A 13711-nucleotide genomic window follows, 5' to 3' on the forward strand; every position below is an offset into this window, starting at 1 on the left:
TTCGAGATCCTGTTTGCCGGTGAGGCGCGCGTCGCCGACATTGCCACGGCGGTGGCGGTCCGAGGCGAAGAGCTGGAGAAGCATATCGCGCTACTGGAAGCCGCCGGGCTCATCACGCGCCTGCGGCGCCGTGAGGGCGAATCGCTGAGCGGAAATCCGGCGCCTTTGAGCGAGGCAGCCACCTGGATCAACACCAATCGCGAGCTTTGGGCGATGCGCGTGCAAATGCCGGAAACCAGGCTGGCAACCGCCGCGCCGGAGCCTGTGCCCGAGAGGACGCCGGTGCGCGATCGTCTCAACGAAACGGATCAGAAATCGCGCCGCCCCCGGCCAACCGGTCCTCGCCGCGACAATTGACCGGTTGCGCTACTCGGCGCAGGCCACTGCGGCCCTGAGCGCTCGGCTCCGCATCTGCCAGAGCGAATGGCCGATGAGGGCGAAGATCAAAATCGCGCCGCCCATCAAGGTCTGCGTCGTCGGAGTTTCGGCAAAGACCAGCCAGACCCAGATCGGCGCGAGGATCGTTTCCAGCAGATAGAACATGCCCACTTCCGGCGCCGAGAGGTAACGCGGTCCCGTCGCAAGGCAGAAGAATGCAAGCGGGATCATCACGAGCCCGTTGAAGAAGATGTAGCCGGGTTCCGCAATCGTGAAGCCCGAAGAGGGCAGCATCAAGAGCGCAAGTGCTCCCGGGAAGATCGCTGTGACCAGTGGCACGAGCGCCATGTCGCGTTTGCTTGCGCGGCTGATCGTGATCGCGCTTGCAAGCAGGAAGGCGGAGGATGCCGCCATCGCGTCACCGAAAAGATGGCCGCTTTCCAATCCGTCCTGGACGATCAAGCCGACGCCGAACACCATGACCAGCATGGTCGCGAGCGTGGCGTTCGATGGTCGTTCCTTCAGGAAGATCCAGGAAAGAATGGCGGCGAACATCGAGGTGAAGGCGAGGATGAAGACCACGTTGGCCGTCGATGTGTTGAAGACGGCAAGCAGGAACGTGCAGGAATTGATGCCGTAGAACAGCCCGACCACGAGGCCTGTCTTGCCCGGCAGAAGGGAGATCTTCCGGCCGAAGAGGCGGTTGATCACGAACCAGGTGCCAAGCGCGATGACGAAGGTCGACAGGCTGCGCACGGCAAGCAGTGACCAGACGTCGCCACCGGCGGAACGAATGAGCGGGATGTCGAAGGAAAGTGCAAGGCCACCGATGCCGGTGATGGCAAGGCCGCGCCGGTGCATCGCGGCATCAGAAGATGAACTCAATTTCTAACCCGTTTTCGTAGGAGCGGCTTCCAGGGTGGTGTCCCCGCCTTCATAGCGTTCCCAGCCACGGGCCATAAGGTGTTCTTGCGGCAAAAACTTTGTTTTATAGCCCATCTTCCGCGATCCCTTGACCCAATAGCCAAGATAGACGTGGGGAAGGCCGCGCTCTTTGGCACGGCGAATATGGTCAAGAATCATGAAAGTGCCGAGCGATCGGTCTTCGTGGGCGGGATCGAAGAACGAATAGACCATGGAAAGCCCGTCGCCCATGCGATCGGTCAGCGCTGCGGCGATGAGCGGTCCACGCGCCTTCTGGCTGATCCCGTCGCCTTCGACCCGCAGGCGGTACTCGATGATCTTCGTGTGCACGTGCGTGTCTTCGACCATCATTGCATAATCGAGGACCGACATGTCCGACATGCCGCCCTTCTGATGGCGACGGTCGAGATAGCGGCGGAAGAGATTGTACTGTTCGCTGGAAGGTTCGGCCGGATACTCGGCCGAAATCACGTCGTGATTGGTCGCAAGCACCCGGCGCATCGAGCGGCTGGGCGCGAACTCGTTGGCAAGGATCCGCACCGAGATGCAGGCGCGGCAAGTCTCGCACGCCGGGCGATAGGCGATGTTCTGCGAGCGGCGGAAACCGCCCTGCGTCAGGAGGTCGTTGAGTTCCGGCGCGCGCTCGCCGACCATGTGGGTGAAGACTTTTCGCTCCATCTCGTTCGGCAGATAAGGGCAGGCTGCCGGCGCAGTCAGGTAGAATTGCGGAGACGGTGCGGTCTGTGTGTTCATCGAGTGCGGAGGTCAATCTTCGCGCGGTTGTTCATGACAATAGCATGGCGGAAGAATGGAAAACGTCAACTCACTCGTTTGCAGCTTCCGCCTCCGCCGGCCAGTTATTTTAGCGTTGTCGACAATAGTCTGCGCTTCCGGTCAGTACATGTCGCGGCGGACGGTGACGGTGCCGATCAGCAGGTCGTGCAGCAAGCGGCTTCGATCGGTAAAAAGACCGATCAGGAGGATCAGCGGCGTCAGCAGGGCGTTGGCGATCCAGAAGATGACGAGATGCACGATTGCGGTCAGGAAATCCATCGGACGTCCGTCGGTGCGCGCGATCGCAAGGCCCATCATCCGCATGCCGGGCGAAGCCTGCTCGCGGCCGCCGACCGTCAGGCCGAAATAGAGCATCGCGACGATCGCAAAGAGCGCCGGATAGAGCATGAAGCCAAGGCCGAGCGTGAGGATGCCCAGGAAAAAAACGACGACTGCCGCGGGAATCCACAGCAGCCCGATGATGGCGTAATCGAGCAGGAAGGCAAATATGCGCCGGGACAGCACGCCCTGATAGGCGCGCCAATCATTGCTCGGCAGCCTCAGTTCTTCGTTGTGCATGGTCATCCGTTTCAGCCTCGCTTGGTTCCATTGAGGATATGGGATCACATCCCGGCCAAAACAAGGAGAAAAGACTTGATCGGATTGCTGGTCTAGCGGCCCTTGGCGAGGATGCGAGCCACTTCGACGGCGAAATAGCTGAGGATGCCGTCGCAGCCGGCGCGCTTGAAGGCGAGCAGCGTTTCCAGCATCACCTTGTCGCCGTCGATCCAGCCGTTTGCGGCGGCCGCCTTGACCTGCGAATATTCGCCGGAAACCTGATAGGCGAAGACCGGCAGGCCGAATGCCTCCTTCATGCGCCAGCAGATGTCGAGATAGGGAAGGCCGGGCTTCACCATCAGCATGTCGGCGCCTTCCTCGACGTCGAGGGCCGCGTCGCGGATCGCCTCGGTGCCGTTGGCCGGGTCGATGTAGTAGGTCTTCTTGTCGCCCTTGAGCAGCCCGCCGGTGCCGATCGCCTCGCGATAGGGACCGTAGAAGCCGGAGGCGAACTTCGTCGCATAGGCCATGATGCCGACATTCTGGTGTCCGGCTGCGTCGAGCGCCTGGCGGATCGCGCCGATGCGGCCATCCATCATGTCGGAGGGGGCGATGATGTCGGAGCCGGCATCCGCCTGCGCGACCGCTGCCCTGGAGATCATCTCGACGGTTTCATCGTTGACGATCTCGCCGTCGCGCAGGATGCCGTCATGGCCGTGGCTGGTAAAGGGGTCGAGCGCCACGTCGGTGATGATGCCGATCTCGGGTACTGCCTTCTTGAAGGCGCGGGTCGCCTGGTTGATCAGGTTATCGGCGGCAAGGCTGTTGGAGCCGGTCTCGTCGCGCAGCGACATGTCGACGTTCGGGAAGGTGGCGATCGCCGGAATGCCGAGGTCGGCCGCTTCCTTGACCGCTTCCACGGCCTTGTCGACGCTCATGCGGTTGACGCCGGGCATGGCATCGATCGGCTGCACGATATTGCTGCCCGGCACGATGAAGATCGGCCAGATGAGATCGTCGACGGTCAGGCGGTTTTCCTGCACCAGTCGCCGCGTCCAGTCGGCCTTGCGGTTACGGCGCATGCGGCGGTGGCCGGTAATCCTGTCCACAAGATTTGTCCTGTCGTTCATTGCGCCCGCGCCTTTCCCGTCAAAATCGTCGTTGGCCAAGCGCTTTATCATGGGCCGGCGGCAATTGGGAACCGCGCGACCGGGAAACGGGCTGCGGCATTTCTTCTCTCAATGATGCGGTAGGGGAGGGGAAGCTGCGATCCCGCTGGCGGATGAGAAAGACCCGCCCTATCTTGCCGGCCATGCTTCATGATTCTGCCCATGTGCTGAAACCCTCGCTGACCGAGATCCTCTTCGGTCTCTTCCTGCGCCTCGTTTCCGCCTCATGCATCTGGTTCGCACTCAACTACTGGGCCATGCTGATCGGCTTTTCCCATGGCGGTGCCGGGCGGTTCGATCTCTTGACGCCCGAATGGCGTGCGGCGGCGACTGCGCTTGCCGTCGTCTATCCCGTTGCGGCCCTCGGCCTCTGGTTGCTCGTCTCCTGGGGGCCCGTGGTCTGGGTGGTCGCAGCGGCGATCGAAATCGCGATGTACGAGTTCTATCCGGCCAGTTTCGGCGCGCGTCCATTGCTGGTCGTGCTGCATGTGGCGGTTGCCGTGACTTTCGTTCTTTTCCGGGCGGCGCTGCTCTATCAGCGCTGGCGGCAGGCCAAGCAGGTAAGAGTTGATTCACCCTGAGACAGGCTCGTCAAATGGCAAGCTCTTGTTAAGGCTGCGGTTTAAGTAGAATTTTAGACGTATTCGATAGGGTCTCACTCAAGGCGGGAAGACAAACAGACACCGCCAAACAAAACAGTGAGGCAGTCAAATGAACACCAAGATGAAGCCGCAGGTTGCTGCGCCCCGAGACCCCCAGGAAGAAACCATCCGCGGTCTCTATATGGAATCCCTCCACCTCGTCGAGCGCCTGCATCGCCGTCTGCTCGACGTCATCAAGGACGAGTTCGATCGCGAAGGTCGCAGCGACGTCAACGCCGTCCAGGCCCTGTTGCTCTTCAATATCGGCAACTCGGAACTGACCGCCGGCGAACTTCGCTCCCGCGGCTATTACCTCGGCTCGAACGTTTCCTACAACGTCAAGAAGCTTGTCGATCTCGGCCTGATCAACCACCAGCGCTCGCGCGTCGACCGTCGCTCGGTCCGCATCAGCTTGACGGAAGATGGCCAGGACATCGCTGAAACCGTTGCCAAGCTTTACGAGCGCCACATCGGCTCGATCCAGAAGGTCGGCGGCATCGGTTCGGACGAGTTTACCCAGATGAACAAGCTGCTGCAGCGTCTCGATCGCTTCTGGAACGACTCGATCATGTACCGCCTGTAATCCAGGTCAAAACCTCCAGTTCAAGGGTCGGGCGCAATCCCTGCGTGTCCGACCTTTGCCATTTGCGGCCTTCGCATCCTGTTGCTGAAAAGCCGCACCGCTGCAGCGTCGTATTCCGGCGTTCGGGCTGCCTTCCAAGCGGAAAATATTAGAAAATCAAAATGTTGCCAGCCGCAGGCTGGTCCGCCAATCGCCCGCGGTGGTGAAAAGCAAAAGGCGTGCCATGTCGCGGTTCAACCTCGCGGAGACACGAATTGGCCATATTGCTGTGACAGCGACGACGACATGCGGTAGGTGCGGCCACGTGTTTTCTGACGTGTGGATTCGTTTCGCGTTTCGCCTGCCGGATGAGGGTCCTCACTCGCGGTATCGTGAAATCATGTGAGGGCAGGGTGGCTCGTTGGTTGACCTTTATTAACCACGATCGTGTTAGGGCTCCGGCAGCGTGCGTTTCAGCGCATAGGGCGCGTGCCAACGCATTGGGATGGTAGGAATATGTCGAAAAAGAATGGAATTGATGCATTCTCGCGCCGCGCCTTTCTGCGCTCGGCAGCAACCTTCGGCGCTGTGGCAGTCGCCGGCGCGGCAAGCGCACAGGATGCCCTGAACGAGATCATCAATTCGCCTCGCCGCGGCTCCTGGGACGACCAGTTTGACGCGAAAGGGGCATCGCGTACCGCGACGACGGTCGTTTCGAATACGCCTGTCTTCGGTCCGGAGACGATCGCCCACGTGCAGCAGGCGATTTTCGACTACCAGAACATCGTTTCTCAAGGTGGCTGGCCGACGGTCCAGACCAGCGTCAAGCTCGAGCTCGGCGTTACCGATCCCTCGGTACAGCAGCTCCGCCAGCGCCTGATGGTTTCCGGCGATCTACCGCGTTCGGCCGGCGTTTCCTCGTCCTTTGACAGCTACGTCGAAGGCGCCGTCAAGCGCTTCCAGGCGCGCCATGGCCTGCCGCCGGATGGCGTCATCGGCGAATACACGCTGAAGGCAATCAACGTCGACGCCAACACCCGCCTCGGCCAGCTCCAGACCAACCTGGTGCGTCTGCAGTCGATGTCCGGCGATCTCGGCCGCCGTTACGTGATGGTCAACATTCCGGCCGCCTATATCGAAGCGGTGGAGAACGGCCGCGTGGCGCTGCGCCACACGGCGATCGTCGGCAAGATCGATCGTCAGTCGCCGATTCTCAACTCGAAGATCTACGAGGTTATTCTCAACCCCTATTGGACCGCGCCGCGCTCGATCATCCAGAAGGATATCATGCCGCTGATGCGCAAGGATCCGACCTACCTCGCACGCAACTCGATCCGTCTGTTCGACGGCAGCGGCGGCGAAGTGTCTCCGGAGACGGTCGACTGGAACGCCGAAAAGGCGCCGAACCTGATGTTCCGCCAGGACCCAGGCAAGATCAACGCGATGTCGTCGACGAAGATCAACTTCCACAACGAGCATCAGGTCTACATGCACGATACGCCGCAGCAGGGCCTGTTCAACAAGCTCATGCGCTTCGAATCGTCCGGTTGCGTGCGCGTGCAGAACGTGCGCGACCTTTCGACCTGGCTGCTCAAGGAAACGCCCGGCTGGTCGCGCCAGCAGATCGAGGCGACCATCAAGACCGGCGTCAACACGCCGATCACGCTCGCCGAGGAAGTTCCCGTCTTCTTCACCTACATCACGGCCTGGTCCGCCAAGGACGGGGTGGTTCAGTTCCGCGACGACATCTATCAGCGCGACGGCGCTACCGAACTGGCGCTTCAGACCCCCTATGGCGTCGAGCAGTCCGCCGGTTCGGTCGACCAGGACGCACTGCCGCAATAAGCAGATTTGCGACACGAGATCGAAAAGCCGCGCTCTCCCCGGGAGCGCGGCTTTTTCGTGCGCCGGACCCCGCGATATTTCGGCGCGGCAGATAGGGGAAATGACGCAAACCGCACAGCGGATATTGCTCTCTCCGTGCGAGGAAGTTAAAGAACTGCCACCCTTGAGAGGAGCCTCGCGCCGATGCCTGAACAGACCAATGACGCCTTCTTCACCCGCTCTCTGGCCGACAGCGATCCGGACATCTTTGGTGCGATCGAGAAGGAGCTGGGTCGTCAGCGCCACGAGATCGAGCTGATCGCCTCCGAGAACATCGTTTCCCGCGCCGTGCTCGAAGCCCAGGGCTCGATCATGACCAACAAATATGCCGAGGGCTATCCGGGCAAGCGCTATTACGGCGGCTGCCAGTTCGTCGACATCGCCGAGGAATTGGCGATCGAACGTGCCAAGAAGCTGTTCGGCGTCAACTTCGCCAACGTTCAGCCGAACTCCGGTTCGCAGATGAACCAGGCCGTGTTCCTGGCGCTGCTGCAGCCGGGCGACACCTTCATGGGCCTCGACCTCAATTCGGGCGGTCACCTGACCCACGGTTCGCCGGTCAACATGTCCGGCAAGTGGTTCAACGTCGTTTCCTACGGCGTGCGTGAAGACGATCACCTGCTCGACATGGATAACGTCGCCGAGCAGGCCCGCAAGCACAAGCCGAAGCTTATCATCGCCGGCGGCACCGCCTATTCCCGCATCTGGGACTGGAAGCGCTTCCGCGAGATCGCTGACGAAGTCGGCGCCTGGCTGATGGTCGACATGGCCCACATCGCCGGCCTTGTTGCCGGTGGCCAGCATCCGTCGCCGTTCCCGCACTGCCACGTTGCCACGACCACGACGCACAAGTCGCTCCGTGGTCCGCGCGGCGGCATGGTTCTGACCAACGACGAAGATATCGCCAAGAAGATCAACTCGGCCGTTTTCCCGGGCCTCCAGGGCGGCCCGCTGATGCACGTCATCGCTGCCAAGGCGGTCGCGTTCGGCGAAGCGCTGCAGCCGTCGTTCAAGGACTATGCGGCCCAGATCGTCAAGAACGCGCGCACGCTTTCCGAAACGCTGAAGGCCAACGGCCTCGACATCGTATCCGGCGGCACCGACAATCACCTGATGCTCGTCGACCTGCGCAAGAAGAACGCGACCGGCAAGCGCGCAGAAGCCGCTCTCGGCCGCGCCTTCATCACCTGCAACAAGAACGGCATTCCGTTCGATCCTGAGAAGCCCTTTGTCACCTCGGGTGTCCGTCTCGGCACGCCTGCCGGCACGACCCGCGGCTTTAAGGAAGCCGAGTTCAAGGAAATCGGTGAGCTGATCGTCGAGGTCCTCGATGGCCTGAAGGTCGCCAACTCCGACGAAGGCAATGCTGCCGTCGAAGCGAGTGTTCGTGAAAAGGTCGTCAAGCTGACCGACCGTTTCCCGATGTACGGCTACATGTGATCGTTCGCCCATGCGCTGCCCCTATTGCGGTTCTGAAGACAGTCAGGTGAAGGATTCCCGTCCGGCAGAGGACGGGAATGCCATTCGCCGCCGCCGGATTTGTCCGGATTGCGGAGGTCGTTTCACGACCTTCGAACGGGTGCAGTTGCGTGAACTGATGATCATCAAGAAAACCGGTCGGAAGGTTCCTTTCGACCGGGACAAGCTTTTGCGGTCCTTCGAGATCGCACTGCGGAAGCGTCCGGTCGATCGCGACCGCATCGAGCGCGCCGTTTCCGGCATCGTGCGCCGCCTCGAAAGCTCCGGCGAAACCGAGATCCCCTCGGAGGAAATCGGCCTGCAGGTGCTCGAAGCGCTGAAGAGCCTCGATGACGTTGCCTTCGTGCGCTACGCTTCGGTTTATCGCGATTTCTCGCATGCCGAGGATTTCGAGAAGGTCATCACCGAGATCAGCGCCAAGATCGCGCGCGATCCCGGCGAATAGCTCACGCTGGATAGAGCCATGACAGCGCCCAACCGTGAAGACGAGAGGTTCATGGCCGCGGCGCTGAGGCTGGCCCGCCATCATCTCGGTCAGACATCCACCAATCCTTCCGTCGCCTGCGTCATCGTCAAGGACGGCGTCATCGTCGGTCGCGCCGTGACGGCGCGAAGCGGCCGTCCGCATGCCGAAACTCAGGCGCTTGCCGAAGCGGGCGAGGAGGCGAGAGGCGCGACCGCCTATGTGACACTGGAGCCCTGCTCGCATCACGGCAAGACGCCGCCTTGCGCCGACGCGCTTGTCGCATCCGGTGTTTCGCGCGTGGTGATTGCGATCCTCGATCCGGACGAGCGCGTCGCCGGGCGCGGTGTCGTGCGGTTGCGTGACGCCGGCATCACCGTCGATATCGGTGTCCTTGCGGAAGACGGCCAGCGCGCACTCGAAGCTTATCTCATGCGTCAGGTCAGCCAGCGCCCCTATGTGACTCTCAAGCTTGCCGTTTCCGCTGATGGCATGATCGGCCGGAAGGGGGAGGGGCAGGTGCGGATTACCGGCCCCATCTCGCGCGGCCAGGTGCAGATGTTGAGAGCCGAGACCGACGCGATCCTGGTTGGCATCGGCACGGCGACGGCCGACGATCCCGAATTGACCGTGCGGTTGCCGGGGCTCGAACATCGTTCGCCGCTACGCATCGTGCTTGATCGCCGCCTCGACCTGCCGCTCTTTTCGAAGCTGGCGCGAACGGCGCGGGATGTCCCGGTGATCGTGGTATCGAGTGACGATCCCGGCGATGCGGACCCCGACGATGGCCGAACCGCACGCAAGGCAGCTTTGGAGGCTGCCGGCGTCGAGGTACTCGAGGCCGGTTCGATTGCCGATCTGCTGGCGGCCCTTGCTTCCCGTGGCCTCTCCTCGCTGATGGTCGAAGGCGGAGCCGTCGCGGCGCGTGCGTTTCTCGATGCGGGCCTCGTCGATCGTATCCAGTTCTACACCGGGCCTGGGACGATTGGCGAAAACGGCATCGCATCCCCATTTGACCGTAGGTCCGTGCCGACAGGCTACCGACGCATCGCCGAGGCACGGTATGGCGACGATCTGTTCGAGGAATACGAAAGAGAGAACTAATGTTCACAGGCATTGTTACCGATATCGGCACCGTCGATGCCGTCACCCCGCTCAAGGAAGGCATCAAGCTGCGCGTTGCCACGAGCTATGATCCGAAGACCATCGACATGGGGGCTTCGATCGCCCATTCCGGCGTGTGCCTGACGGTGACTGCCCTTCCTGACGCCGGCAGCAACGAGCGCTGGTTCGAGGTCGAAGCCTGGGAAGAGGCACTGCGGTTGACGACGATCGCAGGCTGGGCGAAGGGCACGCGGATCAACCTCGAGCGGTCGCTGAAGATCGGCGATGAACTTGGCGGCCACCTAGTCTCCGGTCACGTCGACGACAAGGCGGAAATCCTCTCGGTCGAGCCGGAAGGCGACGCGGTGCGCTTCCGGTTGCGGGCCCCCGAGCATCTGGCAAAGTTCGTTGCTCCGAAGGGCTCCGTCGCGCTCGATGGCACGTCGCTGACGGTCAACAAGGTCGACGGCGCAGAATTCGACGTGCTGCTCATCCGCCATTCGCTTGAGGTCACGACCTGGGGAGAGCGCAAGGCGGGCGATTTTGTGAACTTCGAAGTCGACACCATGGCCCGTTATGCGGCGCGGCTGGCCGAGTTTCCGGCACCCAGGCCGGCGTGAGCAAAGTCTGAAGGCCTTGCCGGAACCACCTCGAAAGCAAACCGCCCCCGATTGGGGGCGGTGGCGTTTTGGGAGGATGATTTGAGGCTTAGCGCAGATAGAAGGTCAGGCTGCCATCGGCCGCCTGTTCCGCACCGGCGATGTTGTTCATCTCGACATTCTGGCCCTTCAGCTTGGCCGCCAGCGGCTTGTTGGCGTGGACCGCGGCGTGCAAGGCAGAGATTTGCTTCGGCGTGGCTTCCTTGAGCCAGGTCCGTGTCTCGCTCGATTCCTTGAGCGTGTCGACGTTAACGATGTTGAAGTTGTTTCCCTTGAAGTGGCGCACGGTCTGATCGATATGCGCCGGCCAGTTCATCGCGGAGCTTGCCGCGAAGGTGACGCCCCCGAAGGAAAGGGCGGAGAGAGCAGCGATGACGGAAAGCTTGGCTATGCGGTTCATGGTCATGCTCCTAGGTTGCTTGCGACAGCGTGACCGTCGGCCTCCTACCCGAACGCGGGACCCTCAGGGGTCTCGGAGGCCGATCGCCATCTCGTGCCGCAGCGGCCAGCAGACGTCGCTTGCGGGTTCGATAACCCGCAGCAGGACGTGCCGGACTGTTTCGACTGATTGGGGCGCCGTTTCCTCGGCTTGGGGCGGGGTCGCGTCGTGCCAACGCCTAGGAAACTGGGCCGGAATCTGGCCGTTTCCGTGGCATCTGGGGCCGCAAAACAATTAAAAATTGTTCATGTTTCGGCGTGCGCACGCATGTTCCTCGTGGTCGAGGTCGATGCTTTCTGATGGCGCTCGAACATGATCACGTGATTGCCGTGATAGGTCGTCCGCCAGAATTCCTGGAAGCCGTGCTTTTCCGCGACACGGATGGAGGCGTGGTTGCCGATGTCGATGATGCAGGTCTTCCGCAGTGTCGGAAACTGCTGATCGGCCCATTTGAGCGCAGCACTGACGGCCTCGGTTGCCAGGCCTCGGCCATGAGCCTTTGGCGACAGCGCCCACCCGGTTTCCATCGTGCCCTCGAGCGACGGCGTGATGGCGCGGTGCACGTCATGGAACCCGGCTTCGCCAAGAAACGTGCCTGTCTCCCGGTCCTGGATGGCAAAGAAGCCGAAGCCGAAATAGTGCCACATGCCGACCTGGCGCAGGAAACGGGTCCAGGATTGTTCGCGCGTAAACGGCACCCCGCCGACGTAGCGGATAACCTCGGCATCGCCGAACAGCGCAGCGTAGGAGGGGAAGTCGTCACGGCGATAGGGACGCAGGATGAGGCGATCAGTCTCGATGATAGGCACGCTATACATGTTCGATCCTATGCTGTGGTGAACTCAGACGCCGGGCTCGCCGTCCCAATAATCGACCGTGCTTTCCGCGCGGCCGATGAAACGGAAATGCCGTTCGCCGCCGGGCGTGCGTGTCTTGGCGAGAAACTTGCCGGAATCGGGATACTCGCAGATCTCGGTTGCCGCGAGGGTCGAGATCGACAGGTATTTGAGCGGCACCGTGCCGGTGTTGATCAGGTGATGTGCCGTTTCCGGCCCGCCCGTGGGTGCGCCCAGGATATCACCCGGGCCTACCGAATAACGCTCGCTGCCGAAACGGTACGTACCTTCGCCTTCGAGGATGATGAAGAGTTCTTCCTCGACGTGGTGATTGTGAAACGGACAGCCGGACTTGCCGGGCGGCACTTCGCCGTAGCCGATGCCGAGATCCTTGAGGCCCAGCAGCGCTCCAAAAGAGACGTCGCGCGATTCGAACAGTTCGCCCTTCGTCCAGTGGTCGAGGTCGAGCGTCTTCGGGTTGACGATCGGTTTTCGTGTTTCCGTCATGTCTTCCTCCCTGGTGCCGCCAGCGTCTCGAGAAGCATCGACGGTCCGTCTCTATCCGTGTCCTGTGATCAGCGGATCGTCAACCGACAAGGGTTGAAATCTGATAAACGTCACGTTGATTGTGTCTCGATTTTGCAATCCTATGACGGTGAACGCGGCGCGTCGTCTGCTTGTCGCTGTGTCGCCTTGAGCGCTTCGCTGACGTCGTGGAGGCTGTTGGCGATGCCGACGCAGATGGCCCTGACGTCTTCCGTTGGCGGCAACAGGTCGGGAACCATCACTGTCATCATGCCGGCAGATGTCGCCGAGCGCACGCCGTTATGGCTGTCCTCCAAAGCGAGGCAGAATTCCGGTGCTACGGCGAGCCGTTTTGCTGCCGTCAGGAACGGATCCGGATGTGGCTTTCCACGGGCATAGTCGCCATAGGCAACGACGGTCGGGAAGCGGTCTATCAAGGCGAGTGCCCCGAGATTGCGCTGGACGTCGTCGTGTCGCGACGATGTGGCGATCGCAAAGCGCAGTCCCATTTCTTCCAGCAGGCCGACGAGTTCGGCCACTCCCGGTTTCAAACGGAGTTCGGTGGCTACCAGCATTTCGAAATGGGCCGCTGCACGGTCCCAGAATTTGTCGGCATCGAACGCTTCGCCGAAATGCTGTCTCAGCACGGACCGCGTCGCGTCGCCCGGAAGGCCGATCATGTCGAGATAGAGCGAGACGGGCATTTCGTAACCGAAATCCGGTGCGGTCCGCATCATGGCGTCGCGGGCAAGCGTCTCCGTATCGAAGAGCAGCCCATCCATATCGAAGACGACCGCCTGCGGCGTACGGGGGAGGCGGATCGTCGACCGGGTTTCAAGCATGCGGATGCCTCGTGTGTTTTATGTCTGTTACCTGCGCTTGCGGCTCCGCGCTGCAAACCGCAAGCAAGCATGCCTCTGTGTTCGAGCCACGTACGGGAAAGAGCCCTTCGGACTTGCTATTCTGGCGCCATCCAGCGCGGCAAAAGGCCGTCTGCGGCGGAATTTGCTTGCCATTCGGCGCCGGGCATGGTTTTACCGCCGCCTGCCGGTCGCATCCGGCGACGAACTCTCAAAGACAGGTGATCCATGGCAGAGACCACGGCAGCCCACATTCTGATTGTGGAAGCGCGTTTCTATGACGATATGGCCGATGCATTGCTCGACGGTGCCAAGCATGCACTGGACGCAGCCGGGGCCACCTATGATATCGTGACGGTTCCGGGTGCGCTCGAAATCCCGCCGGCCATCGCCATGGCGCTTGATGGTGCGGACGAGGGCGGCACGGAGTATGATGGCTTCGTCGCGCTCGGCATG

At 61.6% G+C, this 13711-nt stretch carries 17 protein-coding genes; 9 read left to right on the plus strand and 8 right to left on the minus strand.

All coding sequences use genetic code 11. From position 1 onward, the window contains the following. Nucleotides 1–357 (plus strand): hypothetical protein (locus tag I8N66_RS07315; RefSeq protein ID WP_291151559.1); only part of this gene is annotated, 357 nt, incomplete at its 5' end. 9 nt (nt 358–366) lie between these two features. On the opposite strand, the gene I8N66_RS07320 is transcribed toward I8N66_RS07315, so the two are convergent. The 4 genes from I8N66_RS07320 to hemB form a co-directional block, all read right to left on the minus strand. Beyond that, a complete protein-coding gene (locus I8N66_RS07320) occupies nt 367–1263 on the minus strand; it encodes a DMT family transporter (RefSeq protein ID WP_291151562.1) in 897 nt (298 codons plus the stop codon). A gap of 3 nt (nt 1264–1266) precedes the next feature. Beyond that, entirely contained in the window at nt 1267–2055 is a 789-nt protein-coding gene (locus I8N66_RS07325) for an arginyltransferase (protein ID WP_113536896.1), read from the minus strand. Nucleotides 2056–2196: 141 nt separating this feature from the next. Further along, entirely contained in the window at nt 2197–2661 is a 465-nt protein-coding gene (locus I8N66_RS07330; protein ID WP_113536897.1) for an RDD family protein, read from the minus strand. Between the two features lie 86 nt (nt 2662–2747). Then, nucleotides 2748–3764, minus strand: a complete 1017-nt coding sequence (hemB, locus tag I8N66_RS07335; RefSeq protein WP_291151567.1) for a porphobilinogen synthase — start codon at nt 3762–3764, stop codon at nt 2748–2750. Nucleotides 3765–3946: 182 nt separating this feature from the next. On the opposite strand from hemB, the gene I8N66_RS07340 reads away from it, so the two are divergent. From I8N66_RS07340 to I8N66_RS07370, 7 genes are all read left to right on the plus strand, one after another. Beyond that, a complete protein-coding gene (locus I8N66_RS07340; protein ID WP_113536899.1) occupies nt 3947–4384 on the plus strand; it encodes a DUF6163 family protein in 438 nt (145 codons plus the stop codon). A 130-nt stretch (nt 4385–4514) separates the two neighbouring features. Further along, on the plus strand, nt 4515–5027 hold the full coding sequence (locus tag I8N66_RS07345) for a MarR family winged helix-turn-helix transcriptional regulator (protein ID WP_113536900.1): 513 nt from the start codon (nt 4515–4517) through the stop codon (nt 5025–5027). Between the two features lie 495 nt (nt 5028–5522). Further along, nucleotides 5523–6851 carry a murein L,D-transpeptidase gene (locus tag I8N66_RS07350; RefSeq protein ID WP_113536901.1) on the plus strand — a complete coding sequence of 443 codons (1329 nt, stop codon included), beginning with the start codon at nt 5523–5525 and terminating at the stop codon, nt 6849–6851. A gap of 183 nt (nt 6852–7034) precedes the next feature. Beyond that, nucleotides 7035–8330: a serine hydroxymethyltransferase gene (gene glyA, locus I8N66_RS07355; protein ID WP_291151573.1), complete on the plus strand. Its 1296-nt coding sequence runs from the start codon at nt 7035–7037 to the stop codon at nt 8328–8330. A gap of 10 nt (nt 8331–8340) precedes the next feature. Further along, nucleotides 8341–8814: a transcriptional regulator NrdR gene (gene nrdR / locus I8N66_RS07360; RefSeq protein WP_034803756.1), complete on the plus strand. Its 474-nt coding sequence runs from the start codon at nt 8341–8343 to the stop codon at nt 8812–8814. 18 nt (nt 8815–8832) lie between these two features. Then, on the plus strand, nt 8833–9936 hold the full coding sequence (ribD, locus tag I8N66_RS07365) for a bifunctional diaminohydroxyphosphoribosylaminopyrimidine deaminase/5-amino-6-(5-phosphoribosylamino)uracil reductase RibD (protein WP_113536903.1): 1104 nt from the start codon (nt 8833–8835) through the stop codon (nt 9934–9936). Further along, nucleotides 9936–10556, plus strand: coding sequence for a riboflavin synthase (locus I8N66_RS07370; protein WP_113536904.1), 621 nt, complete (start codon nt 9936–9938; stop codon nt 10554–10556). The genes ribD and I8N66_RS07370 overlap by 1 nt, the downstream gene beginning before the upstream one ends. A gap of 88 nt (nt 10557–10644) precedes the next feature. Here the strand turns inward: I8N66_RS07370 and I8N66_RS07375 are convergent, their stop codons facing one another. The 4 genes from I8N66_RS07375 to I8N66_RS07390 all read right to left on the minus strand — a co-directional run bounded on the left by I8N66_RS07375 (nt 10645) and on the right by I8N66_RS07390 (nt 13237). Then, complete coding sequence (locus I8N66_RS07375; RefSeq protein ID WP_113536905.1) at nt 10645–10995, minus strand: hypothetical protein; 351 nt, start codon at nt 10993–10995, stop codon at nt 10645–10647. 284 nt (nt 10996–11279) lie between these two features. Beyond that, nucleotides 11280–11852, minus strand: a complete 573-nt coding sequence (locus I8N66_RS07380) for a GNAT family N-acetyltransferase (RefSeq protein ID WP_113536906.1) — start codon at nt 11850–11852, stop codon at nt 11280–11282. Nucleotides 11853–11876: 24 nt separating this feature from the next. Continuing rightward, on the minus strand, nt 11877–12377 hold the full coding sequence (locus tag I8N66_RS07385) for a cupin domain-containing protein (RefSeq protein ID WP_113536907.1): 501 nt from the start codon (nt 12375–12377) through the stop codon (nt 11877–11879). A 140-nt stretch (nt 12378–12517) separates the two neighbouring features. Continuing rightward, entirely contained in the window at nt 12518–13237 is a 720-nt protein-coding gene (locus I8N66_RS07390; RefSeq protein ID WP_291151603.1) for an HAD family phosphatase, read from the minus strand. 246 nt (nt 13238–13483) lie between these two features. Here I8N66_RS07390 and I8N66_RS07395 point away from each other — a divergent pair. Continuing rightward, on the plus strand, nt 13484–13711 hold a 228-nt coding region (locus I8N66_RS07395; protein WP_291151607.1), incomplete at its 3' end, for a 6,7-dimethyl-8-ribityllumazine synthase.

Source organism: Ensifer sp. SSB1, assembly GCF_016652895.1.
Classification (GTDB): Bacteria; Pseudomonadota; Alphaproteobacteria; order Rhizobiales; family Rhizobiaceae; genus Ensifer.

Bases quoted from the DNA above. Each gene is read 5' to 3' on its own strand.
- I8N66_RS07325 (WP_113536896.1), bottom strand. From the start codon at position 2,055: ATGAACACACAGACCGCACCGTCTCCGCAATTCTACCTGACTGCGCCG.
- I8N66_RS07330 (WP_113536897.1), bottom strand. From the start codon at position 2,661: ATGACCATGCACAACGAAGAACTGAGGCTGCCGAGCAATGATTGGCGC.
- hemB (WP_291151567.1), bottom strand. From the start codon at position 3,764: ATGAACGACAGGACAAATCTTGTGGACAGGATTACCGGCCACCGCCGC.
- I8N66_RS07340 (WP_113536899.1), top strand. From the start codon at position 3,947: ATGCTTCATGATTCTGCCCATGTGCTGAAACCCTCGCTGACCGAGATC.
- I8N66_RS07345 (WP_113536900.1), top strand. From the start codon at position 4,515: ATGAACACCAAGATGAAGCCGCAGGTTGCTGCGCCCCGAGACCCCCAG.
- I8N66_RS07350 (WP_113536901.1), top strand. From the start codon at position 5,523: ATGTCGAAAAAGAATGGAATTGATGCATTCTCGCGCCGCGCCTTTCTG.
- glyA (WP_291151573.1), top strand. From the start codon at position 7,035: ATGCCTGAACAGACCAATGACGCCTTCTTCACCCGCTCTCTGGCCGAC.
- nrdR (WP_034803756.1), top strand. From the start codon at position 8,341: ATGCGCTGCCCCTATTGCGGTTCTGAAGACAGTCAGGTGAAGGATTCC.
- ribD (WP_113536903.1), top strand. From the start codon at position 8,833: ATGACAGCGCCCAACCGTGAAGACGAGAGGTTCATGGCCGCGGCGCTG.
- I8N66_RS07370 (WP_113536904.1), top strand. From the start codon at position 9,936: ATGTTCACAGGCATTGTTACCGATATCGGCACCGTCGATGCCGTCACC.
- I8N66_RS07375 (WP_113536905.1), bottom strand. From the start codon at position 10,995: ATGAACCGCATAGCCAAGCTTTCCGTCATCGCTGCTCTCTCCGCCCTT.
- I8N66_RS07380 (WP_113536906.1), bottom strand. From the start codon at position 11,852: ATGTATAGCGTGCCTATCATCGAGACTGATCGCCTCATCCTGCGTCCC.
- I8N66_RS07385 (WP_113536907.1), bottom strand. From the start codon at position 12,377: ATGACGGAAACACGAAAACCGATCGTCAACCCGAAGACGCTCGACCTC.
- I8N66_RS07390 (WP_291151603.1), bottom strand. From the start codon at position 13,237: ATGCTTGAAACCCGGTCGACGATCCGCCTCCCCCGTACGCCGCAGGCG.